At 68.7% G+C, this 23624-nt stretch carries 23 protein-coding genes and 1 other RNA gene; 11 read left to right on the top strand and 13 right to left on the bottom strand.

The window, feature by feature from the left end; all coding sequences use genetic code 11:
• Genes BHU06_RS05830 through gyrA form a run of 4 tightly spaced genes read right to left on the bottom strand, consistent with a single transcriptional unit; the run spans position 1 to position 5711 of the window.
• Positions 1–879, bottom strand: a complete 879-nt coding sequence (locus BHU06_RS05830) for a prephenate dehydrogenase/arogenate dehydrogenase family protein (RefSeq protein ID WP_070398188.1) — start codon at positions 877–879, stop codon at positions 1–3.
• Entirely contained in the window at positions 879–1979 is a 1101-nt protein-coding gene (gene pheA / locus BHU06_RS05825; RefSeq protein WP_070398187.1) for a prephenate dehydratase, read from the bottom strand. The genes BHU06_RS05830 and pheA overlap by 1 nt, the downstream gene beginning before the upstream one ends.
• 4 nt (positions 1980–1983) lie before the next feature.
• The gene (gene serC, locus BHU06_RS05820; RefSeq protein WP_070398186.1) at positions 1984–3075 is read right to left on the bottom strand and encodes a 3-phosphoserine/phosphohydroxythreonine transaminase; all 1092 of its coding nucleotides are present in this window, start codon (positions 3073–3075) and stop codon (positions 1984–1986) included.
• Entirely contained in the window at positions 3075–5711 is a 2637-nt protein-coding gene (gyrA, locus tag BHU06_RS05815) for a DNA gyrase subunit A (protein WP_070398185.1), read from the bottom strand. The genes serC and gyrA overlap by 1 nt, the downstream gene beginning before the upstream one ends.
• A 263-nt stretch (positions 5712–5974) precedes the next feature.
• On the opposite strand from gyrA, the gene ompA reads away from it, so the two are divergent.
• From ompA to ssrA, 4 genes are all read left to right on the top strand, one after another.
• The gene (ompA, locus tag BHU06_RS05810; protein ID WP_070398184.1) at positions 5975–6625 is read left to right on the top strand and encodes an outer membrane protein OmpA; all 651 of its coding nucleotides are present in this window, start codon (positions 5975–5977) and stop codon (positions 6623–6625) included.
• Positions 6626–6693: 68 nt separating this feature from the next.
• Entirely contained in the window at positions 6694–7401 is a 708-nt protein-coding gene (gene ubiG, locus BHU06_RS05805; RefSeq protein ID WP_070398183.1) for a bifunctional 2-polyprenyl-6-hydroxyphenol methylase/3-demethylubiquinol 3-O-methyltransferase UbiG, read from the top strand.
• Positions 7402–7404: 3 nt separating this feature from the next.
• Positions 7405–8079: an HAD-IA family hydrolase gene (locus tag BHU06_RS05800; protein ID WP_070398182.1), complete on the top strand. Its 675-nt coding sequence runs from the start codon at positions 7405–7407 to the stop codon at positions 8077–8079.
• Between the two features lie 14 nt (positions 8080–8093).
• Positions 8094–8503, top strand: a transfer-messenger RNA (tmRNA) gene (ssrA, locus tag BHU06_RS05795).
• Here the strand turns inward: ssrA and BHU06_RS05790 are convergent.
• Positions 8482–9129 carry a DUF2062 domain-containing protein gene (locus BHU06_RS05790; RefSeq protein ID WP_254668120.1) on the bottom strand — a complete coding sequence of 216 codons (648 nt, stop codon included), beginning with the start codon at positions 9127–9129 and terminating at the stop codon, positions 8482–8484. The genes ssrA and BHU06_RS05790 overlap by 22 nt on opposite strands.
• 119 nt (positions 9130–9248) lie before the next feature.
• Here BHU06_RS05790 and BHU06_RS05785 point away from each other — a divergent pair, with 119 nt between their 5' ends.
• The gene (locus BHU06_RS05785) at positions 9249–9980 is read left to right on the top strand and encodes a 16S rRNA pseudouridine(516) synthase (protein WP_070398181.1); all 732 of its coding nucleotides are present in this window, start codon (positions 9249–9251) and stop codon (positions 9978–9980) included.
• 21 nt (positions 9981–10001) lie between these two features.
• On the opposite strand, the gene BHU06_RS05780 is transcribed toward BHU06_RS05785, so the two are convergent.
• Positions 10002–10736 (bottom strand): DUF2726 domain-containing protein, encoded by a 735-nt coding sequence (locus BHU06_RS05780; RefSeq protein ID WP_070398180.1) that lies wholly within the window; start codon positions 10734–10736, stop codon positions 10002–10004.
• Between the two features lie 222 nt (positions 10737–10958).
• The gene (locus BHU06_RS05775; protein ID WP_083292983.1) at positions 10959–11786 is read right to left on the bottom strand and encodes an alpha/beta fold hydrolase; all 828 of its coding nucleotides are present in this window, start codon (positions 11784–11786) and stop codon (positions 10959–10961) included.
• Between the two features lie 52 nt (positions 11787–11838).
• Here BHU06_RS05775 and BHU06_RS05770 point away from each other — a divergent pair, with 52 nt between their 5' ends.
• From BHU06_RS05770 to ntrC, 6 genes are all read left to right on the top strand, one after another.
• Positions 11839–12732 (top strand): EI24 domain-containing protein, encoded by an 894-nt coding sequence (locus tag BHU06_RS05770; protein WP_083292981.1) that lies wholly within the window; start codon positions 11839–11841, stop codon positions 12730–12732.
• Positions 12729–13544, top strand: coding sequence for a molybdopterin-binding protein (locus BHU06_RS05765; RefSeq protein ID WP_070398177.1), 816 nt, complete (start codon positions 12729–12731; stop codon positions 13542–13544). The genes BHU06_RS05770 and BHU06_RS05765 overlap by 4 nt, the downstream gene beginning before the upstream one ends.
• Before the next feature lie 169 nt (positions 13545–13713).
• On the top strand, positions 13714–15129 hold the full coding sequence (glnA, locus tag BHU06_RS05760) for a type I glutamate--ammonia ligase (protein ID WP_070398176.1): 1416 nt from the start codon (positions 13714–13716) through the stop codon (positions 15127–15129).
• A 175-nt stretch (positions 15130–15304) separates the two neighbouring features.
• Positions 15305–15796 (top strand): hypothetical protein, encoded by a 492-nt coding sequence (locus BHU06_RS05755; RefSeq protein WP_070398175.1) that lies wholly within the window; start codon positions 15305–15307, stop codon positions 15794–15796.
• A gap of 42 nt (positions 15797–15838) precedes the next feature.
• Positions 15839–16972 carry a nitrogen regulation protein NR(II) gene (glnL, locus tag BHU06_RS05750; protein WP_239478280.1) on the top strand — a complete coding sequence of 378 codons (1134 nt, stop codon included), beginning with the start codon at positions 15839–15841 and terminating at the stop codon, positions 16970–16972.
• A 47-nt stretch (positions 16973–17019) separates the two neighbouring features.
• A complete protein-coding gene (ntrC, locus tag BHU06_RS05745) occupies positions 17020–18561 on the top strand; it encodes a nitrogen regulation protein NR(I) (protein ID WP_070398174.1) in 1542 nt (513 codons plus the stop codon).
• Positions 18562–18576: 15 nt separating this feature from the next.
• Here ntrC and xth read toward each other — a convergent pair whose 3' ends face one another.
• From xth to BHU06_RS05715, 6 genes are all read right to left on the bottom strand, one after another.
• Positions 18577–19353 carry an exodeoxyribonuclease III gene (gene xth / locus BHU06_RS05740; protein ID WP_070398173.1) on the bottom strand — a complete coding sequence of 259 codons (777 nt, stop codon included), beginning with the start codon at positions 19351–19353 and terminating at the stop codon, positions 18577–18579.
• Positions 19350–19871 (bottom strand): dihydrofolate reductase, encoded by a 522-nt coding sequence (locus BHU06_RS05735; protein ID WP_070398172.1) that lies wholly within the window; start codon positions 19869–19871, stop codon positions 19350–19352. Before BHU06_RS05735 ends, xth begins: the two co-directional genes overlap by 4 nt.
• A gap of 5 nt (positions 19872–19876) precedes the next feature.
• The gene (locus BHU06_RS05730) at positions 19877–20692 is read right to left on the bottom strand and encodes a thymidylate synthase (RefSeq protein ID WP_070398266.1); all 816 of its coding nucleotides are present in this window, start codon (positions 20690–20692) and stop codon (positions 19877–19879) included.
• 63 nt (positions 20693–20755) lie between these two features.
• Positions 20756–21754 carry a lytic transglycosylase domain-containing protein gene (locus BHU06_RS05725; protein ID WP_254668119.1) on the bottom strand — a complete coding sequence of 333 codons (999 nt, stop codon included), beginning with the start codon at positions 21752–21754 and terminating at the stop codon, positions 20756–20758.
• Entirely contained in the window at positions 21751–23169 is a 1419-nt protein-coding gene (locus BHU06_RS05720) for an FAD-binding oxidoreductase (protein ID WP_070398171.1), read from the bottom strand. Before BHU06_RS05720 ends, BHU06_RS05725 begins: the two co-directional genes overlap by 4 nt.
• On the bottom strand, positions 23166–23609 hold the full coding sequence (locus BHU06_RS05715) for a DUF2069 domain-containing protein (RefSeq protein ID WP_070398170.1): 444 nt from the start codon (positions 23607–23609) through the stop codon (positions 23166–23168). The genes BHU06_RS05720 and BHU06_RS05715 overlap by 4 nt, the downstream gene beginning before the upstream one ends.
• Between the last annotated feature and the right edge of the window lie 15 nt (positions 23610–23624).

The raw sequence follows: 23624 nt of genomic DNA, 5'->3' as shown, positions 1-23624 counted from the left end.
TCAGCCCTGGGGCTTGACGGCCGTCATGCGCCAGCCGGCGCGCGCCTCGCTGGCCTGGTCGATCAGGGTTTCGAGCGCGTCGGGGTCGTTGTTCTTGATCGCCGCCTCCAGCTCTTGCAGGGCGCGCAGGAAATGGCGCGACTGCGAGACCAGCTCTTCCTTGTTGGACAGCAGGATGTCGCGCCAGACGGCGGCGTCGCTGGCCGCGATGCGGGTGAAATCGCGGAAGCCGGGACCCGCCAGGGCCAGGAAGTCCTTGCCCTCGTCCTGCTTCTGGATGGCGTTCATGAGCGCGAAGGCCAGCAGGTGCGGCAGGTGGCTGATGGCCGCGTAGGCGGCGTCGTGCCCCTCGGGCGTCATGCGCTTGACCTGGCAGCCCAGCGCGCGCCAGACCTTCTCGGCCTTGTCCAGGTGCGCGGGCAGGGTGCGCTCGATGGGCGTGAGGATGACCTGGCGGCCGGTGTAGAGGTCGGGGTCGGCGTGGTCCACGCCGGCCAGCTCCTTGCCGGCGATGGGGTGGGCTGGCACGAACACGCCCACCTGCTCGCGCAGCACGCGGCGCGCGGCGTCGATGACCTCGCGCTTGGTGGAGCCCACGTCCATGATGAGCACGTCGTTGCGCACCAGGTGGCGGATGGCCTTGAAGGTGGCCTCGGTGGCGGACACCGGCACGGCCAGCAGCACCAGGTCGGCGCCCGAGACGGCGAGCAGCGCGGACGGCGCTTCCACGTCGATCACGCCGAGCTGGCGCGCGCGTTCGGTGGTGGACGGCGACTTGCTGTAGCCCACCACGCGCTTGACCAGCCCGGCGCGCTTGAGCGCGAGCGCGAAGGAGCCGCCCATGAGGCCGCAGCCGATCAGTCCGAGTTGCTCAAACATCATTCCGTCACCGGGTAGGCGCCCAGCACCTTGTAGAAGGCGCACAGGCGTTGCAGTTCTTCGAGCGCGGCCGCGACGTGCGGCTGCGAGGGGTGGCCGGCGAGATCGATGTAGAAGTAGTACTCCCATTGACCGGACTTGGCGGGGCGCGATTCGAAGCGCGTCATGGATACGCCGTGCTGCTTGAGCGGTACCAGCAGGTCGTGCACGGCGCCGGGGCGGTTGGGCACCGACACCACGAGGCTGGTGCAGTCGCGCCCGCTGGCGGGCGGCATGGCCAGGGTCTGCGGCAGGCAGATGATGGCGAAGCGCGTGCGGTTGTAGGCCTCGTCCTGTACCGCGTGCGCGACGATGTGCAGGCCGAACTGCGCGGCGGCGCGCTCGCTGGCCAGGGCGGCGAAGCGCGGGTCCTCGGCGGCCAGGCGCGCGCCCTCGGCGTTGCTGGAGACGGCGCGGCGCTCGGCGTTCGGCAGGTGCTGCGACAGCCAGCCCTGGCACTGCGCGAGCGCCTGGGGGTGGGCCATCACAACCTCGATGCCCTCGAGCGAGGCCTCGCGGCACAGCAGGTTGTGGCGCACCAGCAGGCTCACCTCGCCCACCACGTGCACGGGCGAGCGCAGGAACAGGTCGAGCGAGCGCGCGACCACGCCTTCGGTGGTGTTCTCGACGCCGACCACGCCGAACTGGGCCGTGCCGGCGGCGGTGGCGTGGAAGACCTCGTCGAAGCTGGCGCAGTGGATCAGGTTGGCGGCGCTGCCGAAGAACTCGATGGCCGCCTGCTCGCAGAAGGTGCCCTGCGGCCCCAGCACGGCCACGCGCTGCGGCGTCTCCAGCGCGAGGCAGGCCGACATGATCTCGCGCCAGATGGCGCCCACGTGCTGGTTGAGCAGCGGGCCGGGGTTGGCGGTCTGGATCTTCTCGATGACCTGGGCCACGCGGTCCGGGCGGAAGAAGGGCGAGCCTTCCTGGCGTTTGAGCTCGCCGACCTTCTCGGCCACCAGCGCGCGCTGGTTCAGCAGTGTCAGCAGTTGCTGGTCGATCGCGTCGATCTGAACGCGCAGTTCGCCCAGGGCTTCGGATTGTTGCGGTGAAGCTGCCATCGGATCAGGCCATTTCCTTTTCGAAGTCGCGCAGGTAGTCCACCAGGGCCTGGACGCCTTCGATGGGGATCGCGTTGTAGATGCTGGCGCGCATGCCGCCGACCGATTTGTGCCCCTTGAGCTGCAGCAAGCCGCGCGCCTGTGCGCCGGCCAGGAAGGCCTCGTTGCGCGACTCGTCCTTCAGGAAGAAGGGCACGTTCATGCGCGAGCGGCAGTCGGGCGCAACGCGGTTTTCGTAGAAGGGCGACTGGTCGAGGAAGTCGTACAGCAGCTTGGCCTTGGCGATGTTGCGCGCCTCCATGGCCGCCACGCCGCCCTGGCGCTTGAGCCATTGGAAGGTCAGGCCCGCGATGTAGATCGCGTAGGTGGGCGGCGTGTTGTACATCGAGGCGTTGTCCGCCACGGTCTTGTAGTTGAAGGCGCTGGGGCAGATGGGCAGGGCGTGGCCGAGCAGGTCCTCGCGCACCACCACCAGCGTGAGACCGGCCGGCCCCAGGTTCTTCTGCGCACCGCCAAAGGCCAGGCCGACGCGCGTCCAGTCCACGGGGCGCGAGGCCACATGCGAAGAGAAGTCGACCACCAGCGGGGCATGGCTGCCCAGGGCCTTGAGGTCGGGCAGCGCCTGGAACTCCACCCCATGGATGGTTTCGTTGCTGCAGATGTGCACGTACTGCGCGTCGGGAGAGAGTTGCCAGCTGGCCGGGTCGGGCAGGGTGGTGTGGCGGCTGTCGGCGTTGCTCGCGGCCAGATGGGTCCGCGCGTAGCGCCCGGCCTCTTTCAGCGAGTTCTGGCTCCAGCCGCCCGTGACCACGAAGTCGACCACGCCGCCGTGCGACAGGTTCATCGGCACGATGGCGTTTTCGGCCAGGCCGCCGCCTTGCATGAACAGGATCTTGAAGTGCGAGGGCACGGCCAGCAGTTCGCGCAGGTCGGCCTCGGCTTGGGCGGCGATCTCGCCGAAGGCCTTGCCGCGGTGGCTCATTTCCATCACGCCCATGCCGGTGCCGTGCCAGTCGAGCATCTCGCGCGCGGCGATCTCCAGCACCTCGGCCGGCATCGCGGCCGGACCGGCGGAGAAGTTGTAGGGCCGCGCCATCACGCGGCCGGCGCGGCGTCGCCGCTGTCGGGTTCACCACCCTCGGGAACGTTGGCGTCGTTTTCGACGATGCGCTGCAGGCCGGAGAGTTCGTCGCCATCGTCCAGCGAGATCAGCGTCACGCCCTGCGTGGCGCGGCCCATTTCGCGGATCTCGGCGACGCGGGTGCGCACCAGCACGCCCTTGTCGGTGATCAGCATGATCTGGTCGTCGGTGTGCACCAGCGTGGCGGCCACGACCTTGCCGTTGCGCTCGCTCTGCTGGATGGCGATCATGCCTTTGGTGCCTCGGCCATGGCGCGTGTACTCGCCGATCGGGGTGCGTTTGCCGTAGCCGTTGACGGTGGCGGTGAGCACGCTCTGCGTCTCGTCCTCGGCCACCAGCATGGCGATCACGCTCTGGCCGTCCTCCAGCATCATGCCGCGCACGCCGCGCGCGTTGCGGCCCATGGGGCGCACGTCGTTCTCGTCGAAGCGCACGGCCTTGCCGCCGTCGGAGAACAGCATCACGTCGTGACGGCCGTCGGTGAGCGCGGCGCCGATGAGGTAGTCGCCTTCGTCCAGGTCGACGGCGATGATGCCGGCCTTGCGCGGGTTGCTGAATTCGTCGAGCGCGGTCTTCTTGACCGTGCCGCCCGCCGTGGCCATGAACACGTAGTGGTCGGCGGGGAAGCTGCGGAACTCCCCGGTGAGCGCCAGCACCACGTTGATCTTCTCGCCCTCGGCCAGCGGGAACATGTTCACGATGGGCTTGCCGCGCGAGCCGCGCGAGCCGCTGGGCACCTCCCAGACCTTGAGCCAGTACAGGCGGCCGCGGTTGGAGAAGCACAGGATCCAGTCGTGCGTATTGGCGATGAAGAGCTGGTCGACCCAGTCGTCTTCCTTGGTGGCCGTGGCCTGCTTGCCGCGCCCGCCGCGCTTTTGCGAGCGGTATTCGTTGAGCGGCTGGCTCTTGATGTAGCCCGAGTGGCTCAGCGTGACGACCATGTCGGTCGGCGTGATCAGGTCCTCGGTGGCCAGGTCCTGGGCGTTGTGCTCGATCTCGCTGCGGCGCGCGCCCAGCTTGGTCTGGCCGAACTCCTGCTTCACCGCGACCAGTTCTTCGCTGATGATGATCGAAACGCGCTCGGGCTTGGCCAGGATGTCGAGCAGGTCGTCGATCTCGGCCATCACGTCCTTGTACTCGGCGACGATCTTGTCCTGCTCCAGGCCGGTCAGGCGCTGCAGGCGCATTTGCAGGATTTCCTGGGCCTGCGTGTCCGACAGGCGATACAGGCCGTCGCCCTGCATGCCGTAGCCGCGGTCCAGGCCCTCGGGTCGGTAGTCGTCGGCGTTGATCGTGCCGCCGTCGGCCTTGGCGCGCGTGAGCATCTCGCGCACCAGCTGGCTGTCCCAACTGCGGGTCATCAGCTCGGCCTTGGCCACCGGCGGCGTGGGCGATTCTCGGATGATGCGGATGAACTCGTCGATGTTGGCCAGGGCCACGGCCAGGCCTTCGAGCACGTGGCCGCGCTCGCGCGCCTTGCGTAGGTTGAAGATGGTGCGCCGCGTCACCACCTCGCGGCGGTGTTCCAGGAAGACCGTGACCAGGTCCTTCAGGTTGCACAGTCGCGGCTGGCCATCCACCAGCGCGACCATGTTGATGCCGAAGGTGTCCTGCAGCTGCGTCTGCTTGTAGAGGTTGTTCAGAACAACCTCGGGCACCTCGCCGCGCTTGAGCTCGATCACCAGGCGCATGCCGGACTTGTCCGACTCGTCCTGGATGTGGCTGATGCCCTCGATCTTTTTCTCGTGCACCAGCTCGGCCATGCGCTCCTGCAGCGTCTTCTTGTTGACCTGGTAGGGCAGCTCGTCAACGATGATGGCCTGGCGCTGGCCGCGGTCGATGTCCTCGAAGTGGCACTTGGCGCGCATCACCACGCGGCCGCGGCCGGTGCGGTAGCCGTCCTTCACGCCCTGCACGCCATAGATGATCCCGGCGGTGGGGAAGTCGGGCGCCGGGATCATCTCCATGAGTTCGTCGATGGAGGCCTCGGGGTTCTTCAGCAGGTGCAGGCAGGCGTCCACCACCTCGTTGAGGTTGTGCGGCGGGATGTTGGTGGCCATGCCCACGGCAATGCCCGCGCTGCCGTTGACCAGCAGGTTGGGCAGGCGCGTCGGCAGCACCAGCGGCTCCTTCTCGCTGCCGTCGTAGTTGGGGCCATAGTCGACCGTCTCCTTGTCGATGTCGGCCAGCATCTCGTGGGCGATCTTCGACAGGCGGATCTCGGTGTATCGCATGGCCGCAGCGTTGTCGCCATCGACCGAGCCGAAGTTGCCCTGACCGTCCACCAGCATGTGCCGCAGGGAAAAGTCCTGGGCCATGCGCACGATGGTGTCGTACACCGCCGAGTCGCCGTGCGGGTGGTACTTACCGATCACATCGCCGACGATACGGGCCGATTTTTTGTAGGGCCGGTTCCAGTCGTTGTTGAGCTCGTGCATCGCATAGAGCACGCGCCGGTGCACCGGCTTGAGACCGTCGCGGGCGTCTGGCAGGGCGCGGCCCACGATCACGCTCATGGCGTAATCGAGGTAGCTCCTGCGCATCTCCTCTTCCAGACTGATGGGCAGTGTTTCTTTGGCGAATGAGGTCATGGAAGAAGGGCGCGTGATGGGTCTCTGCAAGGCAACGGAAGATTTTAATCGGCGCCAATCGGGCGCTTGCCTGGGCGGTCATGTTGTACCTGGGCAACGGATGTCGCGTCAGGCCCGTAGGCGTTGTCTGATCTTGGCGCCCCGGGATTGGCGCGATGATCCTTGTGGCACAATGACTTGAGCGTTTTGGAGTGCTCACATCCAGGCGCCTCTATATCTAAATACGTCACGCAGGTCGTCTGCGGCTTACCTAGAGGAAAACCATGAAGAAACTCAACCGAGTGGCAATGCTGTTTGCAACCGCCGCCATGGCAACGGCTGCTGGCGCCCAGACCATCGACAACTGGCGCAATGGCACCAGCGAGCTGGTGTGGAAAAACGGCACCAACGAACTCTGCTGGCGTGACGCCTCCTGGACCCCCGCGACCGCTGCCAAGGGCTGCGACGGCGCCATCGTGCCGGCGGCCGCTCCGGCCCCCGCACCGGCCCCGGCTCCGGCACCCGCCGCCGCTCCGGCCCCGAAGCCCGCGCCTGCCGCCGCCCCCGTGGCCCCCGCCGCCACCAAGGTGACCTACGCCGCCGACGCCTTCTTCGATTTCGACAAGGCCGTGCTCAAGCCCGAAGGCAAAGCCAAGCTGGACGACCTGGCTGGCAAGGTTAAAGGCATCAACCTCGAGGTGGTGATCGCCGTGGGCCACACCGACTCGACCGGTAAGGCCGCCTACAACCAGACCCTGTCGGTTCGTCGCGCCGAAGCCGTCAAGGCCTACCTGGTGAGCAAGGGCATCGAAAGCAACCGCATCTACACCGAGGGCAAGGGCCTGACCCAGCCGGTGGCCGACAACGCCACCCGCGAAGGCCGCGCCAAGAACCGCCGCGTGGAAGTCGAAGTGGTCGGTACCCGCAAGAACTGATCGATTCGATCGTTCTCAAAGAACCGCGCCTCGGCGCGGTTTTTTGTTGTCTTCTCGATAATTGCCCAATGACTGCGCAAACGAATGCCGATCCGGCCGAACTGGCCAAATTTTCCGACCTCGCCCACCGCTGGTGGGATCCCGATGGTGAATTCAGGCCCTTGCACCAGATCAATCCGTTGCGCATGGCGTGGATTGATGGCATTGCGCCCTTGAAGGGCCAACGGGTGCTTGATGTGGGGTGCGGCGGAGGCATCTTGTCCGATGGCATGGCGCGGCTGGGTGCGGACGTGCTCGGCATCGACCTGGCGTCCAAGGCCTTGCGCGTGGCCCAGCTCCATGCCCTGGAGGCGGGTACGTCCGGCGTGCGCTACCAGGAGATCAGCGTCGAGGAACTGGCGCGCGAGCGGCCGGAGAGTTTCGATGTGGTGACGTGCATGGAGATGCTGGAGCACGTGCCCGATCCATCCTCCGTGGTCCGCGCCTGCGCCGCGCTGGTGAAGCCGGGTGGGCACGTGTTTTTCTCCACGCTCAACCGCAACCCCAAGGCCTTCCTGTTCGCGATCCTGGGGGCCGAGTACGTGCTGGGCCTGCTGCCGCGGGGCACGCATGAGTACGCGCGCTTCATTCGGCCGAGTGAGCTCGCGGCCCATTGCCGCGGCGCCGGCCTGGCGCTGGAGCACACGCGCGGCATGGAATACAACCCGCTCACGCGGCGCTATTGGCTCAGCGGTGACACCAGCGTGAATTACCTGTTCGGCACGCGCAAGGTCTGAGCGATGGGTCAGCGCTTCAATGGCCTGCAGGCCGTGCTGTTCGATCTGGACGGCACGCTGCTCGACAGCGCGCCCGATCTCGGCGGTGCGGCCGATAGCCTGCGCGAGGCGCGCGGCTTGCCAGCGCTGCCGATCGGCTCGTACCGCGCCCATGCCGGCGCGGGCGCGCGTGGCATGTTGCGCGTGGCGTTCGACATGGCGCCCGATCACCCAGAGTACGCCGCCCTGCGTTTGGCCTTCCTCGACGCCTATGAGGCGCGCATGCTGCAACTCACGAGGCCCTTCGACGGCGTGCCAACGCTGCTGGAGGCCTTGAGTGGCGCGGACATGCGCTGGGGCGTGGTGACAAACAAGGCCGAGCGGCTCACCCACCCCATTGCCCGGTCGCTGCGGCTGTTCGACGCGGCGGGGGCCATCGTCTGCGGCGACACCACGCCGCACGCCAAGCCCCACCCCGCACCGCTGCTGGAGGCGGCCCGGCGCCTGGGGGTCGACCCAGGGCGCTGCGTCTACGTGGGCGACGACGAACGCGACATCCAAGCGGGGCGTGCCGCCGGCATGCGCACGGTGGCCGCGCGCTACGGTTACCTGGGTCCTGGCGCGGACGTCGCGGCCTGGGGCGCCGATGCGCAGATCGATGCGCCACTCGAGGTCTTGAATCTGATCGAACTGCCCTAAAATCCCATTCTCCTGGGGCTGCACCGGTTTCGACGTGGGTTCGGACGCGCAGCAGGGCATGCCGAGGTTCTGTCACCTCGTAAAACCGCAGAAACAAACCAACTGCCAATACTGAAGCAGCAAACGACAAAGCTTTCGCCCTCCAGGCCTAAGTAGAGTCGTTCGGGGCTTAACCTCCCCGATCCTCGCAACAGCTCGTCGATGGGCTGCGCCGAGGGCCGCAAGGCCTGAAGCCGCGAGGTCATTCACATCGACTGGTTCCGCGCCGGGCAGCTTGGCGCGGGATGAGATCCAAGGCTGCTGGTTGACCGGGTAGCGTGCCACTGCGCGATCCGGCCGGCGAGACCCAAAACAGACGGCTACGCATGTAGAACTGCTCGAAGAAGGCTTGCGGACGGGGGTTCAATTCCCCCCAGCTCCACCACCTTTTCCGCCCGTGGGTCGCTGGCCCGCGGGCTCGCGCTGTTTCAGGCGCCGACGCCTGTCCCAGCGCACGCGCAAGCGCCACGCCGCATGCGCGATGGCGTACGCCACCAGGCCGCAAGCGACGGCCAGGACCGCCAATCCCACGAACAGCGGTTTGCCGACCTGGCCGATCTGCGCCAGCCAGCGCTTGAGCCGGTCGACCAGGCCCAGCCGCTCGGCCTCTGGGTCGGGCGCGGCGGTGAGTTCTTCCACCAGGCGCTCTTCGCTCATGGCCGGCGGCTGAACGGCTTCATCCTCGCCCAGCATGGCCTTGCCGAGCCGGTAGGCCACGTAGTACACGGGCCCGAAAGTGACGGGGTTGGTGACGAACGTGCTGGCCATGGCCACCGGCACGTTGGCGCGCAGCACCACGGCCAGGGTGGCCGCCACGGGCATCTGGGCGATCGGGATCAGCAGGCCGAAGAAAACGCCCAGCGCCACGCCCAGGGCCACGCCCTTGCGGCTCAGGTGCCACAGACGCGGATGGGCCATGAACGGTGCCAGCCAGCGCAGCCAGCGGTTGCCAAGGATGGTCTCGGGCGTGGGCAGCCAGGCCTTGAGTTTTTGTGAAAAACGGGATGTCACGGGGAAAGGCGGCAGATGGGGTGGCGGCGGTCTCTCACCGATCCGGCCGGGCGCAGCGAGTTCGCGCGGAGCGCTTGGCGCCATTGTCGCGGCCTGCCGCCTCAGTAGACTCGCGGCCCATGAAACGCTTGGAAGAACTGCTTTTCTCCCAGGGCTTCGGCACCCGCCGCGTGTGCCGTGGCCTGGTGCAGCAGGGTCGCGTGCGCGTCGGTTCGCCGCCGCAGCCTTGCCTGGACCCCGACGCGCTGTTCGAGCCGCAGGGCTTCGTGTTCGAGGTGGAAGGGGTGCCCTGGACCTGGCACGAGCGCGCCTACCTGGCGCTGCACAAGCCCGCTGGCTTCGAGTGTTCCCAGCGTCCCGGCGCGCACCCCAGCATCTACACCCTGCTCCCCGCGCCGCTGCGCCAGCGCGGCGGTGGCGCGGCCGCCGGGGTGCAGGCCGTCGGCCGGCTCGACCACGACACGACGGGGCTGCTGCTGCTGTCCGACGACGGCGCGTTCATCCACCGCCTCACTTCGCCCCGCCACCACGTGCCCAAGGTGTACGAGGTCAGCTTGCGCCACGCCATGGACGGTCTCGCCTGTCAGCGGCTGCTCGATGGGGTGGTGCTCGACGACGATCCCCGGCCGGTGCGGGCGGCTGGCGCGACCTTGGTGGACGCTCACCACCTGCGGTTGGTGCTCACCGAGGGCAAATACCACCAGGTCAAGCGCATGGTGGCCGCGGTGGGCAACCGCGTGGACGCGTTGCACCGTTCGGCCATTGGCGCCTTGAGCCTGCCGCCGGATATGGCCCCGGGCCATTGGCGCTGGCTCACGCCAGAGGAAGTGCAGGGTTTGCGCGGGCGCTGAGCGGCGCACCGCGCGGGCCGTTCAGAGCAGGTCGCCCTTGCGGCTGTCCAGCGGCATCAGGAAGGAATTGTTGTCCTGCCACTGCGAGTGGTAGTCGCTGCTGCGCGCGTCGGGCACGCTGTTGGGCCAGCTGGACAAGGGGTTGAAGTCGCTGTGCGAGCGCGTGCTCCGCTGGCGGTTGAGCGCGCTGCGCAGGTTGGTCTGGGCCGCGATGATGGCGCGCTCTTCCATCTCGCGTTCGCGCATGGCGCGGTTGAGTTCGGACTCGCCCAGGAACTCGGCGCGGATCTCGGCCACCGTGGGCAGGCTGTTGGAGCGCACCACCCAGTACGGCAGGCCGATCTGGCTCAGCAGGGAGTGCTTGAGCGCGCGCGTGCTGCGCGGAATGCCCGCGGGACCCGGCACGTCCAGGCAGCCGATGACGCGGCCATCGGACTTGCAGACGGTGAAGGTGCAGTACACACCGCCCAGAAGCCGGTACCACTCCATGCCTTCCTCGCGCTGGCGAGGCAGGGTGAAGCGCGTCACCGGCAGCTTGATCATGACGTGGTGGTCGTAGAAGGCCCGCGCCAGCCAATGCCAGACGCGGGCTTCCTCGCTGTTGGCCAGCGGGCGCCCGGTCAGCGGCCAATGCTTGGGCAGGCGGCGCTTCTGCCGCGCCTGGCGCTCCGCCCAGGCCCGATGCGCCAGCGCGCCCACCGCCAGCAGGGCGGGTACGAGGGCGGCGATCAGCCAGGGGTGGGTCCAGATGCTCATGCGTTGGGGTCAGGGGCGACCAAGATGTATCAAAGTGTATAGAGGTGCCGGACGCACCGGGTATTCGCCTTGGGGCAAAGCCGGGCCGCTCGTGATTTGTTTGGTGATTTGGCGGCCAGGCTGTGGTCTGCAGGCTGCGGGGCGGGGGTGGGAACGGGGCGCGCGAGGCGATTGTGGGGTGGGATGGGGCGCACTCCGTCCCTCAGGGAAGGGAATCCCCGCTCAGGCCGTGATGGAAGACCGGAACCAGTGTTCAAGTTCCTCGGTGAGTTCGTGTGGTTTGTCACGGTGCGGGCTGTGTCCGCAATCCTGCAGGGTCAGGACGTCGGCGTGGCGCGCTTGTTCCCGCACGCGATGTAACTGTTGCAGCGTGCCGTATTCGTCCTGCTCGCCCTGCACCAGGAGCAGCGGGGCGCGGATGTCCGCGCAGGCGCCCAGGATGTCGAAGTCGCGAAAGGCCGGGCTGAGCCAGATGTCGTTCCACTGCCAGAAGGCGTTGTCCACGTCGCGGTGGTAACGGGCCAGGCGCTGGCGCAGGCCGCGCGGGTCGTCGTGCGTGGCCAGGTACTGGTCGCGCGCCTGGGCGATGGAACGAATGGACACGTCCTCGACGAAGGCGTGCGGCGCGATGGCGATGCAGCCCGCCACCGGGTGCCGGCTGGCGTGCAGCAGGGCGATGGTGGCCCCGTCGGAATGGCCCACGAGCACCGGTTCGCGCAGGCCCAGGCGGGACAGCAGCAAGGGCAGCACCTCGAAGGCCTCGCGGTGCATGTAGTCGGGCTCGTGGCGGCCGACATGCCAGAAGCCGTCCTGGCGCGGCGTGCCGCGCACGTCGGCCACCGGGTCCGACTGGCCGTAGCCGCGACGCGAGAACAGCCAGCCGGCGCGCCCGCTGGCGCGGCACAGCGCCTCGGGCCAGAACAGGTTGCGCTGGGTCCACATGGCGACGCTGCCCAGGCCTTCGTGCAGGAACACCAGGGGGGCGGGGCCGGACGGACCGGGAATGTGGGCGGCCTCCAGCCGCACGCCGTGAATGTCGATGCGATCCATGGGCGACATCCTAGCGGCCGGTTTGTCGGCGCTTGCGGGTATTCTTCGCGCCATGCGAGCGATGTTCGATGCCTTCTGGCGGGCGGTGGCCTACTGCCTGCACCCGCGCGTGATCGCGCTGTCCTTCCTGCCTCTGGTGCTCATGGTGGCCTTGTCGTTCGCCCTGGGCTATTTCTTCTGGGATGGGGCGGTGGCCTCCGTCATGGCCTGGTTCGAAGCCTTCGACCTGGTGCAAGCCTTCCTGGGCTGGCTGGAGCGCATGGGCATGGGGTCGCTGCGCGCGGTGTTCGCGCCGCTCATCGTGCTGGTGCTGGCCACGCCGGTGATCGTGCTGCTGTGCCTGCTGCTGGTGGCGGTGTTCATGACGCCCGCGATGGTCGATCTCGTGGGGCAGCGCCGCTTCCCCCAGCTCGAGAAGCGGCGCGGCGGCTCGTTCATCGTGAGCGTGTTCTGGTCGCTGGGCTCCACGCTGCTGGCGGTGGTGGTGCTGGTGCTGTCCATGCCGCTGTGGCTGGTGCCGCCCCTGGTGCTGATCCTGCCGCCGCTGATCTGGGGCTGGCTCACCTACCGCGTGTTCGCGTTCGATGCCCTGGCCACGCACGCCAGTGGCGACGAGCGCCGGCGCATCATGCGCGAGCACCGCGGCACACTGCTGTTGATGGGGGTGCTCTGCGGCTACCTGGGCGCCGCGCCCAGCCTGCTGTGGGCCTCGGGTGCCATGTTCATCGCCCTGGCGCCGCTGCTGGTGCCGGTGGCGATCTGGGTCTACACGCTGGTGTTCGCGTTCGCGTCGCTGTGGTTCGCGCACTATGCGCTGGCCGTGCTGGAGCACCTGCGCGCCGTGGTACCGGTCGAGGTGGTACCGGTCGAGCCCACGCTGGAGCCCCCAGCGCCGCCGCCCAGCCCCGATCCGCTGCCCCTGCCGCCCACCGCACCCGCGCCATGAGCACCGGTTTCGGTCTGATCATCGTCGGCGACGAGATCCTGTCGGGCAAGCGGCAGGACAAGCACCTGCCCAAGGTGGCCGAATTGCTCGCCGAGCGCGGGCTGGCGCTGTCCTGGGCGCAGGTGGTGGGCGACGAGCGCGCGCGCATCACCGACGTGCTGCGGGCGGCCTTCGAGGGCCGCGAGCCGGTCTTCTGCTGCGGCGGCATCGGTGCCACGCCCGACGACCACACCCGCCAATGCGCGGCCGCGGCTCTGGGCGTGGAGCTCGCTCTGCACCCCGAGGCGGCGCGGCTGATCGAAGAGCGCATGCGCGACGTGGCGGCAGAGCAGGGCGTGCCCTTCGAACCCGAGCGGCCGGACAACGTGCACCGCTACAACATGGGCGTGTTCCCGGTGGGCGCCAGCCTCATTCCCAACCCGTACAACAAGATCCCCGGCTTCAGCTGCCGCGGCCCTGGCGGCGCCGACGTGCACTTCGTGCCCGGCTTCCCGGTGATGGCCTGGCCCATGCTGGCCTGGGTACTCGACCAGCGCTACAGCCACCTGCACCGACAAGGCGCTTGGCGCGAGCGCTCGGTGATCGTCATGGGGGCCATGGAAGCGGCGCTGACCCCGCTGATGGAACAGATCGAAGCCGCGCACGCCGTCAAGGTGTTCAGCCTGCCCAGCGTGGACCATCCCACCTACGGCCGCCACATCGAGCTGGGCGTCAAGGGCGCCGCGCCCGACGTCGAACCCGCCTTTGCCGAGCTGCTGGCCGGCCTGCGCGCGTGCAAGGCCGAAATGGGCCCCGAGTTGGTGCGTCCTTAAAAATCTCCAAATCAGTGCATGAGTGCACCAATACGGCGACAAATAGGCCGGCCAGGCGGTCCCAAGGCGGTGCGCGTGCACCCGAGGGCGCCGTTGCATGGCATGGAAACTGCATGTCACGCCCCCGTAGTCGCTTTTCAACCCACCCTTCCAGATACAGGAGCAATTGATGGCCAAGACCGTCGCAGACGTGATGCAGATGGTGAAGGACAACGAAGTCAAGTTCGTCGACTTCCGCTTCACCGACACCCGCGGCAAGGAGCAGCACGTCACCGTGCCGATTTCGGCTTTCGACGAGGACAAGTTCACCTCGGGCCACGCCTTCGACGGCTCGTCCATCGCCGGCTGGAAGGGCATCGAGGCCTCGGACATGCAGCTCATGCCCGACCCGAACACCGCCAACATCGACCCCTTTTTCGAAGAGACGACCCTGTTCCTGCAGTGCGACGTGGTCGAGCCCAGCGACGGCAAGGCCTATGACCGCGACCCGCGCTCCATCGCCCGCCGCGCCGAGGCCTACCTGAAGGCCTCCGGCCTGGGCGACACCGCCTTCTTCGGGCCGGAACCCGAGTTCTTCATCTTCGACGGCGTGCGCTGGAGCAACGAGCCCGGCCGCGTGATGTTCGAGATCGAAGAGTACGAAGCGCCTTGGAACAGCGGCGCCAAGCTGGAAGGCGGCAACCGCGGCCACCGCCCCACCGTCAAGGGCGGCTACTTCCCGGTGCCCCCGGTCGACAGCACGCAGGACATGCGCGCCGAGATGTCCCTGATCCTCGAATCGCTGGGCATTCCTGTCGAGGTGTTCCACCACGAGGTGGCGGGTGCTGGCCAGAACGAGATCGGCACCAAGTTCAGCACGCTGGTCGAGCGCGCCGACTGGACCCAGGTGCTGAAGTACGTGGTCTGGAACGTGGCCAACGCCTATGGCAAGACCGCGACCTTCATGCCCAAGCCCTATGCCGGTGACAACGGCTCGGGCATGCACGTGCACCAGTCCATCTGGAAGGACGGCAAGAACCTGTTCGCTGGCGACGGCTATGCCGGCCTGAGCGACTTCGCGCTGTACTACATCGGCGGCATCATCAAGCACGCCCGCGCGCTCAACGCCATCACGAACCCCGGCACCAACAGCTACAAGCGCCTGGTGCCTGGCTTCGAAGCCCCGGTGAAGCTGGCCTACAGCTCGCGCAACCGCTCGGCCTCCATCCGCATCCCGCATGTGGCGAATCCCAAGGGCCGCCGTATCGAGGCGCGTTTCCCCGATCCTTCGGCCAACCCCTATCTGTGCTTCTCGGCACTGATGATGGCCGGCCTGGACGGCGTGGAGAACAAGATCCACCCGGGAGAGGCCGCCACCAAGGACCTGTACCACCTGCCGCCCGAGGAGGACAAGCTGGTCCCCACCGTGTGCCACAGCCTGGACCAGGCCCTGGACTACCTCGACAAGGACCGCGCCTTCCTGACCAAGGGTGGCGTGTTCACCGACTCCATGCTGGACGCCTACATCGAGCTCAAGATGGCCGAGGTGACGCGCTTTCGCATGGCGCCTCACCCGGTCGAGTACGACATGTACTACAGCCTGTGATGGCCGGCCCGCGCGAGCGGGCCCGCATCCGCAGAAGGGACGGCTCCGGCCGTCCCTTTTTCTTGGGCGCACGTCGCTGCGGGTTCGCCCCCGGCACTTTCGCCGGGCAATTGCGTCATACTGCCCCGCGCTCACCCTTGCTGGAGGTTCCGTGTCCGTTGTCCCGTCCCGTCCGATGCCCCGCCTGCCGCTGGTCCTGGCGGCCTTGCTGGCCACGCCGGCCATGGCGCAGGACACCATCTACCGCTGTGGCAACGAATACACCAACAACGCCGCCGTGGCCAAGCAGCGTGGTTGCACGCCGCTGCAAGGGGGCAATGTCACTGTTATCGAAGGCACGCGCCCCAGCCCGGCCGCCGCGCCGCGCAATCCCAGCGCCAGTGGCGGCAGCGGCAGCGCGCCGCGTGTGGACAACGCCGCGCAGCGCGCCCGCGACGCAGACGCTCGCGCCATTCTCGAGACCGAGCTGCGGCGGGCCGAAGAACGGCTCGCCGAGGCGCAGAAGGCCTATGCCAACGGGGAGCCCGAGAAGCAGGGCATCGAGAGCCGGAACTACCAGCGCTACCTTGACCGGGTGGCCGAACTGAAGGCCGCCGTCGCGCGCGCCGAGAGCGACGTGGCCGGCCTGCGGCGCGAACTGCAGCGCCTGGGACCCGCCGCCAACTGAGCCCTGCCGGCAGGGCGCTGGCGCCGCGGCTTCTGCCGCACAATGGGTGGCTTGAAAACGCCTGACGCCACTTCCCTCATCCACCTCGTCGCGCGGCGCGGCGCGGCGCCCAAGGAGCCCGCCGCCCATCCGCGCTTCCAGGCGCTCGATCTGCTGGCCACCCTCGTGGCGGTGGTGGACCACCAGGGCCGCGTGCTCTTCGCCAATGCCGTGCTGGAAGACGCGCTGGGCCTGTCCCGGCGCAGCATCACCGGTGCCCAGCTGCAAGACTGCTTCACCGAACCCGTGTTGCTCGACAACGCCCTGAAGGGCGCGCGCGACAACGAGTTCGCGGCCCTGCGCTACGACGCCCACCTGCGCCGCCTCAACCACGACTCGCTGTCCGTGCACGTCGTCGTGGCCCAGACCGAGGGCACGGGCGAGGTGGTGGTGGAGATGCTGCCCCTGGAGCAGCAGACGCGGCAGGAGCGCGAGGCGCGCCTGCTCGACCAGGCCCAGGCCAACAAGGAGCTCATCCGCAACCTGGCGCACGAGATCAAGAACCCGCTGGGCGGCATCCGCGGCGCGGCGCAGCTGTTGCAGATGGAGCTGCAGGCCAAGGAGCTGATCGAGTACACCCAGGTCATCGTTCACGAGGCCGACCGCCTGCAATCGCTGGTCGATCGGCTGCTGGCGCCGCACCGCCGCCCGCACGTGGTGGGCGACGTCAACATCCACGAGGTCTGCGAGCGCGTGCGCGCGCTCATCCTGGCCGAGTTTCCCAAGGGCTTGCGGGTGGTGCGCGACTACGACACCTCCATCCCCGAGTTCCGCGGCGACCGCGAGCAGTTGATACAGGCGGTGCTCAACATCGCGCACAACGCGGCCCAGGCGCTGGCCGAGCGCATCGAGGCGGGCGATGCGCGCATCACCTTCCGCACCCGCGTGGGCCGCCAGCTCACCTTTGGCAAGCAGCGCTACCGGCTGGCACTGGAATTGCATGTCATCGACAACGGGCCCGGTGTGCCGGACTCGATCAAGGACCGCATCTTTTTCCCGCTGGTGTCGGGACGCGAGGGCGGCTCCGGCCTCGGGCTGACGCTGGCGCAGACATTCGTGCAGCAGCACCATGGGCTGATCGAGTGCGAGAGCGCGCCGGGGGAGACGGATTTCAAGATCCTGATCCCTTTGCCCTGACCGATTCGACACGCACGCACTTGCGCGACTGAAGGGACGACCGATACATGAAGCCGATCTGGATAGTGGATGACGACCAGTCCATCCGCTTCGTTCTCGAGAAGGCTTTGCTCCGCGAGAACCTGCCCACCCGCAGTTTCACGAGCGCGCCAGAAGTGCTCAAGGCCCTGAGCGACCCGGGCGACACCGACGGCCCGCAGATCCTGGTGAGCGACATCCGCATGCCGGGGGGCTCCGGCCTGGACCTGCTGGAGAAGGTCAAGGCGCGTTTCCCTCTGCTGCCCGTCATCATCATGACGGCCTTCTCCGACCTCGACAGCGCGGTCGCGGCCTTCCAGGGCGGCGCCTTCGAGTACCTGCCCAAACCCTTCGATCTGACCAAGGCGGTCGAATTGATCCGCCGCGCCGTCGACGAAAGCCTGCGCGAGGAGGTGTCCGAGGAGCGACTGAGCGCGGCACCCGAGATGCTGGGCCAGGCCCCGGCCATGCAGGACGTCTTCCGCGCCATCGGCCGCCTCAGCCAGAGCCAGGTCACGGTGCTGATCACGGGTGAGTCGGGCTCGGGCAAGGAGCTGGTGGCGCGCGCGCTGCACAAGCACTCGCCGCGCGCCAACGGCCCCTTCGTTGCGATCAACACCGCCGCCATTCCCAAGGATCTGCTGGAGAGCGAGCTGTTCGGCCACGAGCGCGGCGCCTTCACCGGCGCGCAGACCATGCGCCGCGGCCGCTTCGAGCAGGCCGACGGTGGCACGCTGTTCCTCGACGAGATCGGCGACATGCCCTTCGATCTGCAGACGCGCCTGCTGCGCGTGCTGTCCGACGGGCACTTCTACCGTGTGGGGGGGCACAGCGCGGTGCGCGCCAACGTGCGGGTCATCGCCGCCACGCACCAGAACCTCGAGCAGCGGGTGAAGGAGGGCGTGTTCCGCGAGGACCTGTTCCACCGCCTCAATGTCATCCGCCTGCGCCTGCCCGCGCTGCGCGAGCGGCGGGAAGACATCCCGATGCTCACGCGCTTCTTCCTGCAGCAAAGCGCCAAACAGCTCGGCGTGGAGCCCAAGCGCATCGCCGAGCCGGCGCTCAAGCTGCTCAGCGGTTTCGATTTCCCGGGCAACGTGCGCCAACTCGAGAACGTCTGCCACTGGCTGACCGTGATGGCGCCGGCCCAGGTGATCGAGGTCAAGGACCTGCCGCCCGAGGTGCTCCATGCCGTCGGTGCGACCGACGTGTCGGGTGGGGTGGTCAGCGCGCCGGTGCCGGTCACGCGGCCGGCGGAAGCGGTGGCCGTGAACGGGCCCGCGATGGTGGCGCCTGGGGCGCCGGCGCCTCAGGCCACCCCCGCCCCCGTGGACGCGCCGCCAGCGGAGAGCGCGCCGGCCGCCTGGGAGGCCGGCCTTCAGGCCGAGGCCCTGGCCTTGCTGGAAAACGGCCGCACCGATGTGTGGGACGTGCTCACGCGGCGCTTCGAAACCCGGCTGATCCAGACCGCGCTCGCGAACACGCGCGGGCGGCGCATCGAGGCCGCCCACAAGCTGGGCATCGGCCGCAACACCATCACGCGAAAGATCCAGGAACTGGGGATGGAGTGATCCATCCCTTGGGGCTCAACCGAGCGTGAGCACCACCGGGGCGTGGTCGCTGGGCTGCGGGTTTTTCCGCGGCAGCCGGTCGATCTGGCAGGCCGTCACGCGGCCGCGCAGGGTCTCGCTCACCAGGATGTGGTCGATGCGCAGCCCCCGGTTCTTCTGGAAGCCGAGCATGCGGTAGTCCCACCACGAATAGCTCTTCTCGGGCTGTTCGAACAGGCGGAAGGCGTCCGTCAACCCCAGTTGGAGCAAGGCCTGGAAGTGCTGGCGCTCTTCCACCGTGTGGTGGATCGTGTCCTTCAGGCCCACGGGGTCGTAGGAGTCGCGGTCTTCGGGCGCGACATTGAAGTCGCCGAGCAGCACCAGGCGGGGGTGCACCTTCAACTCCTCCTGCAGCCAGCGGTGCAGGGCCTCCAGCCAGCGCATCTTGTAGGCGAACTTTTCGGTGCCAGGCGCCTGGCCGTTGACGAAGTAGCAGTTGACCAGGCGCAGGGGCCCGTCAGGTGTGTCCAGGGTCCCCGCGATCACGCGCGACTGGTCGTCGGTGTGCTGGGGGATGTTGCGCACCACATCCGTGATCGGCGTGCGGCTCAGGATCGCCACCCCGTTGTACGTCTTCTGGCCGAAGGCCGCGGCGTGGTAGCCAGCCTCCTTCAAGGCGTTGAACGGAAACTTCTCGTCCACCAGCTTGAGCTCTTGCAGGCCGAGCGCGTCAACGGGGTTGGCGGCGAGCCAGTCCAGCACCTGGGGCAGGCGCACGGCGAGGGAGTTGATGTTCCAGGTGGCGAGCTTCATGGTTCTTGCCTTTGCGTATCGGGTCGAGCGACCGCACGGTCGTGGCAGACGAAGGCGAAGGGCAGGCCATTCGCGGCGGTGTGGGCCTCACGCGCCGTTTCGCGCCACTCGGGGCCCAGCGCGGGCATGAAGGCGTCGCCCTCGAAGTCGCGCGCGATCTCGGTCACCACCACGCGCTGCGCGCGCGGCAGGGCCTGGCGGTAGACCTCGGCGCCGCCGATCACCCAGACCTCGGGCGCGTCGGCGCACAGGGCCAGCGCTTCGTCGATCGAGCCCACCCGCAGGGCGCCCTCGGCCCACCACGACGGATCGCGCGTGAGCACGAGATTGCGGCGCCCCGGCAGCGGCCGAAAGCGCGGCGGCAGCGAGTCCCACGTCTTGCGGCCCATGAGCACCGGGTGGCCCAGGGTCTGGCGCTTGAAGTGCGCCATGTCCTCGGGCAGGTGCCAGGGCAGGGCGTTGTCCTTGCCGATCACGCCGTTCGCGGCGCGGGCATAGATCAGGTGGAGGCGCGGCATGGCGCTCAGACCGCGACGGGTGCCTTGATGGCCGCGTGGTGCTGGTAGTCCAGGATCTCGAAGTCCTCGAGCGTGTAGTCGAAGATCGAATCGGGGCGGCGCTTGATGCGCAGCGTGGGGTAGGGGTAAGGCGCGCGCGAAAGCTGTTCCTGCACCTGCTCGCGGTGGTTGCTGTAGATGTGGCAGTCGCCGCCCGTCCAGATGAACTCGCCCACCTCCAGATCGCACTGCTGCGCGAGCATGTGCGTGAGCAGGGCGTAGCTGGCGATGTTGAACGGCACGCCGAGGAAGATGTCGGCGCTGCGCTGGTAGAGCTGGCAGCTCAGCCGGCCGTCGGCCACGTAGAACTGGAAGAAGGCGTGGCAGGGCATCAGCGCCATCTTGTTCAGGTCGGCCACGTTCCAGGCGCTGACGATGATGCGGCGCGAGTCGGGGTTGGTCTTGAGCTGCTTGACCACCTCGGCGATCTGGTCGATGTGGCCGCCGTCGGGCGTGGGCCAGCTGCGCCACTGCACGCCGTACACCGGGCCGAGGTCGCCGTCTTCGCGCGCCCATTCGTCCCAGATGGTGCAGCCGCGCTCCTGCAGCCACTTCACGTTGCTGTCGCCGCGCAGGAACCACAGCAGCTCCACGATGATGGCCTTGGTGAAGACCTTCTTGGTGGTGACCAGGGGGAAGCCTTCCTTCAGGTCGAAGCGCATCTGGTGCCCGAACACGCTGACGGTGCCCGTGCCGGTGCGGTCGGTCTTGGGCACGCCCGTGGTGAACACGTGGCGCATGAAGTCTTCGTATTGGGAGCGGGCGGGGCGGGGGGCGGTCATGGGGGTGGCGCGGGAGAGGTGGCGCGGGTCGCCGGCATTGTGCACCGGCCCGCGCCGCTGCCGTCAGCGCTGCGCGGATACCGGCTGCAGCAGCAGGGGCGAAGGCGCCGTCAAGCGGGCGTCGAAGGGGTGCTCGGTGAGCGCGAAGAAGCGCTGGATGCGGCGCACGTAGTCGCGCGTTTCGGCGAAGGGCGGCACGCCGCCGTACTTGTCGACCGCGCCCTCGCCCGCGTTGTAGGCGGCCACGGCCAGCGGCACCTGGCCTCGGAAGTAGGACAGCAGCCAGCGCAGGTAGGCCATGCCGCCGCGGATGTTCTGCTCGGCGTCGAAGGGCTTGCTGACCGCGAAGCGCGCCGCGGTCTCGGGGATCAGCTGCATCAGCCCCTGGGCGTTCTTGTCGGAAAGGGCGTTGACGTTGAAGTTGGATTCGGCGCGGATGACCGCGTAGACCAGCCCGGGCTCCAGGCCGTAGCGCGGCGCGAGCTTGTAGACGATCTTCATGATGCGCTGCTGCTCGGCCGTGTCCACGTGGGCGCGGTAGGCGGTGGACAGGGCCTGCTTCTCCTCGGCCTGGCGCTGCTGCTCGGCCTGGTCGGCGGCGAGGCGGGACTCGCGCGCCTCGGCCTCGCGCACACAGTCGGGCTTGTCGGCGGGCACTCCAAGGCGCTGGAACATGGCCTCGGCCTTGTCGTCGCCCAACAGGGCGGCGCGCGCGAACCAGTGGGCGGCCAGGCCGTCGTTGCGCGGCACGCCACGGCCGTTGGCGTGGATCCAGCCGAGGTTCCAGGCCGATGGCGCGTCGCCGGCCAGCGCGGCCTGGCAGTACAGGCGCATGGCCGCCGCCATGTCGCGCGCCACGCCTTCGCCGTGCTCCAGCGCCACGGCCTGTTCGCGCCAGGCCTGGCGTTCGCTGGCGTCGGCCGCCGCCTGCGCGGGGCCCGCGAGCAGGCCCAGGGCGAGCGCGCCCAGGGCGAGCCGCGAGGCGCCCCGGGGCCGGTCGGGCCGGCCCGCGGGCACCGCTCCCTCGAGGGGGGCGCGCGACGCGTGGCGAAGGTGTGTCACTGGATCACTCGGCCGGGGTTGAGGCGGTTGTGGGGGTCGATGGCCTGCTTGATGCGGCGCATCAGCGCGAGCGCGACCGGGTCCTTGAAGTGCGCCAGGTGCTCCACCTTGAGGCTGCCCACGCCGTGCTCGGCGCTGATCGAACCATCGTAGCGAGCCACCGCGTCGAACACCAGTTGGTTGACCCGCGTTTCCTCCTGTTGGAGGAACTTTTTGGCATCTACGCCGGCCGGCGCCTGCACGTTGTAGTGAAGGTTGCCGTCGCCCAGGTGGCCGAAGTTGACCAGGCGCACACCCGGGATCTCGCGCGCCAGCCGGGCGTCGGTCTCGTCGCAGAAGGCGGGGATGCGCGACACCGGCAGGCTGATGTCGTGCTTGATGTTCAGGCCTTCCTGCGCCTGCGCGAGCGGGATGCTCTCGCGGATGTGCCACAGGCCATGCGCCTGGGCGATGGACTCGGCCACCACGGCGTCGCTCACCAGGCCCCGCTCGATGGCGGCCTCCAGCAGGCCTTCGAACTGGGTGCGGGCGTGGTCCTCGCCCTCGCTGTCGCTGTTTTCCAGCAGCACGCAGTACGGCGACTCCCGCCACAGGGGCACGCGCAATGGAGGCATGTGCCGGTCGACCAGTGAGAGCGCGAACTGGCCCATCACCTCGAAGCCGGTGAGCCCGGCGGCCAGGCGCTGCTGCGCCAGGCCCAGCAGATCGACGGCGGACTGCAGCGTGGGCACGGCCGCCCAGGCCGTGAGCCTGGCCGCGGGCGGCGGAAAGAGCTTGAGCGTGGCCGCGGTGATGACGCCCAGCGTGCCCTCGCTGCCCACGAACAGGTCGCGCAGGTCGTAGCCGGTGTTGTCCTTGCGCAGGCCAGTGAGGCCATGCCAGACCTCGCCATCGGGCGTCACCACCTCCAGCCCCAGGCACAGATCGCGCGCGTTGCCGTAGCGCAGCACCTGGGTCCCGCCGGCGTTGGTGGCCAGGTTGCCGCCGATGGTGCAACTGCCCTCGGCCGCCAGGCTCAGCGGGAACAGCAGGCCCTCGGCCTCGGCCGCCTGCTGCACGGACTGCAGCACGCAGCCGGCCTCCACCGTCAGTGTGAGATTGGCCCGGTCGATGGCGCGCACGGCGTTCATGCGCTGCAGGCTCAGCACCACCTGGGTGCCGCTGCCGTCGGGCACCGAGCCCACCACCAGGCCGGTGTTGCCGCCCTGGGGCACCAGGCTGGCGCCGTGCGCGGCGCAGGCGCGGACCACGGCGGTCACCTCGGCGGTGGCGCCGGGGCGCACCACCGCCAGCGCGTGGCCGTGCGCGCGCTGGCGCCAGTCGCGCTCGTAGGCGCTCAGGTCGTGGGTGTCGCGCGTGAGCACGTGGGTGGCGCCCACGGCCTCGCGCAGGGCGGCCAGCAAGGCGCCGCTCATGGCTGGCCGGCCGCGCGCTCGGCGGCCTCGTTGGCGGCGGCCACGTCGGCCGCCACGGCCTCGGGGCCGGCGGCGCGCAGGCGGATGCGTACGTGCAGCGCGCAGGCCACGAAGAGCAGCAGGCACAGCAGGGTCTGCCCGGCGGCCAGGGCGGTGGACAGGGCGCTTTCGCCGCTGGTGGCGCGCACCACGCCCTCGGTGAAGTACAGCCAGACCAGCAGGCTGAGCCAGCGGTAGGTGTACATGCGGTTCTTGAGCAGGCCGGCCAGCGGCAGGGTCAGCGGCAGCACCTTCAGCGCCCACCAGGAGCCGCCTTCGCGCAGCGGCGCCAGCCACAGTTCCCAGGCCAGGCCCAGCACGATCAGGCCGACGAGGCAGGCCACCGCGAGGCGGCGGGTGAAGGCCACGCGCGAAGCCGTGGTGGAGTCGATGGAAGGCATGCGGGCGGGGCGAAA

This window comes from Hydrogenophaga sp. PML113, from assembly GCF_001777155.1.
In the GTDB taxonomy this organism is placed as follows: domain Bacteria; phylum Pseudomonadota; class Gammaproteobacteria; order Burkholderiales; family Burkholderiaceae_C; genus Hydrogenophaga; species Hydrogenophaga borbori.
Note: the sequence above shows the minus strand (reverse complement) of the source record. Positions and strands in the feature narration are given on the sequence as shown.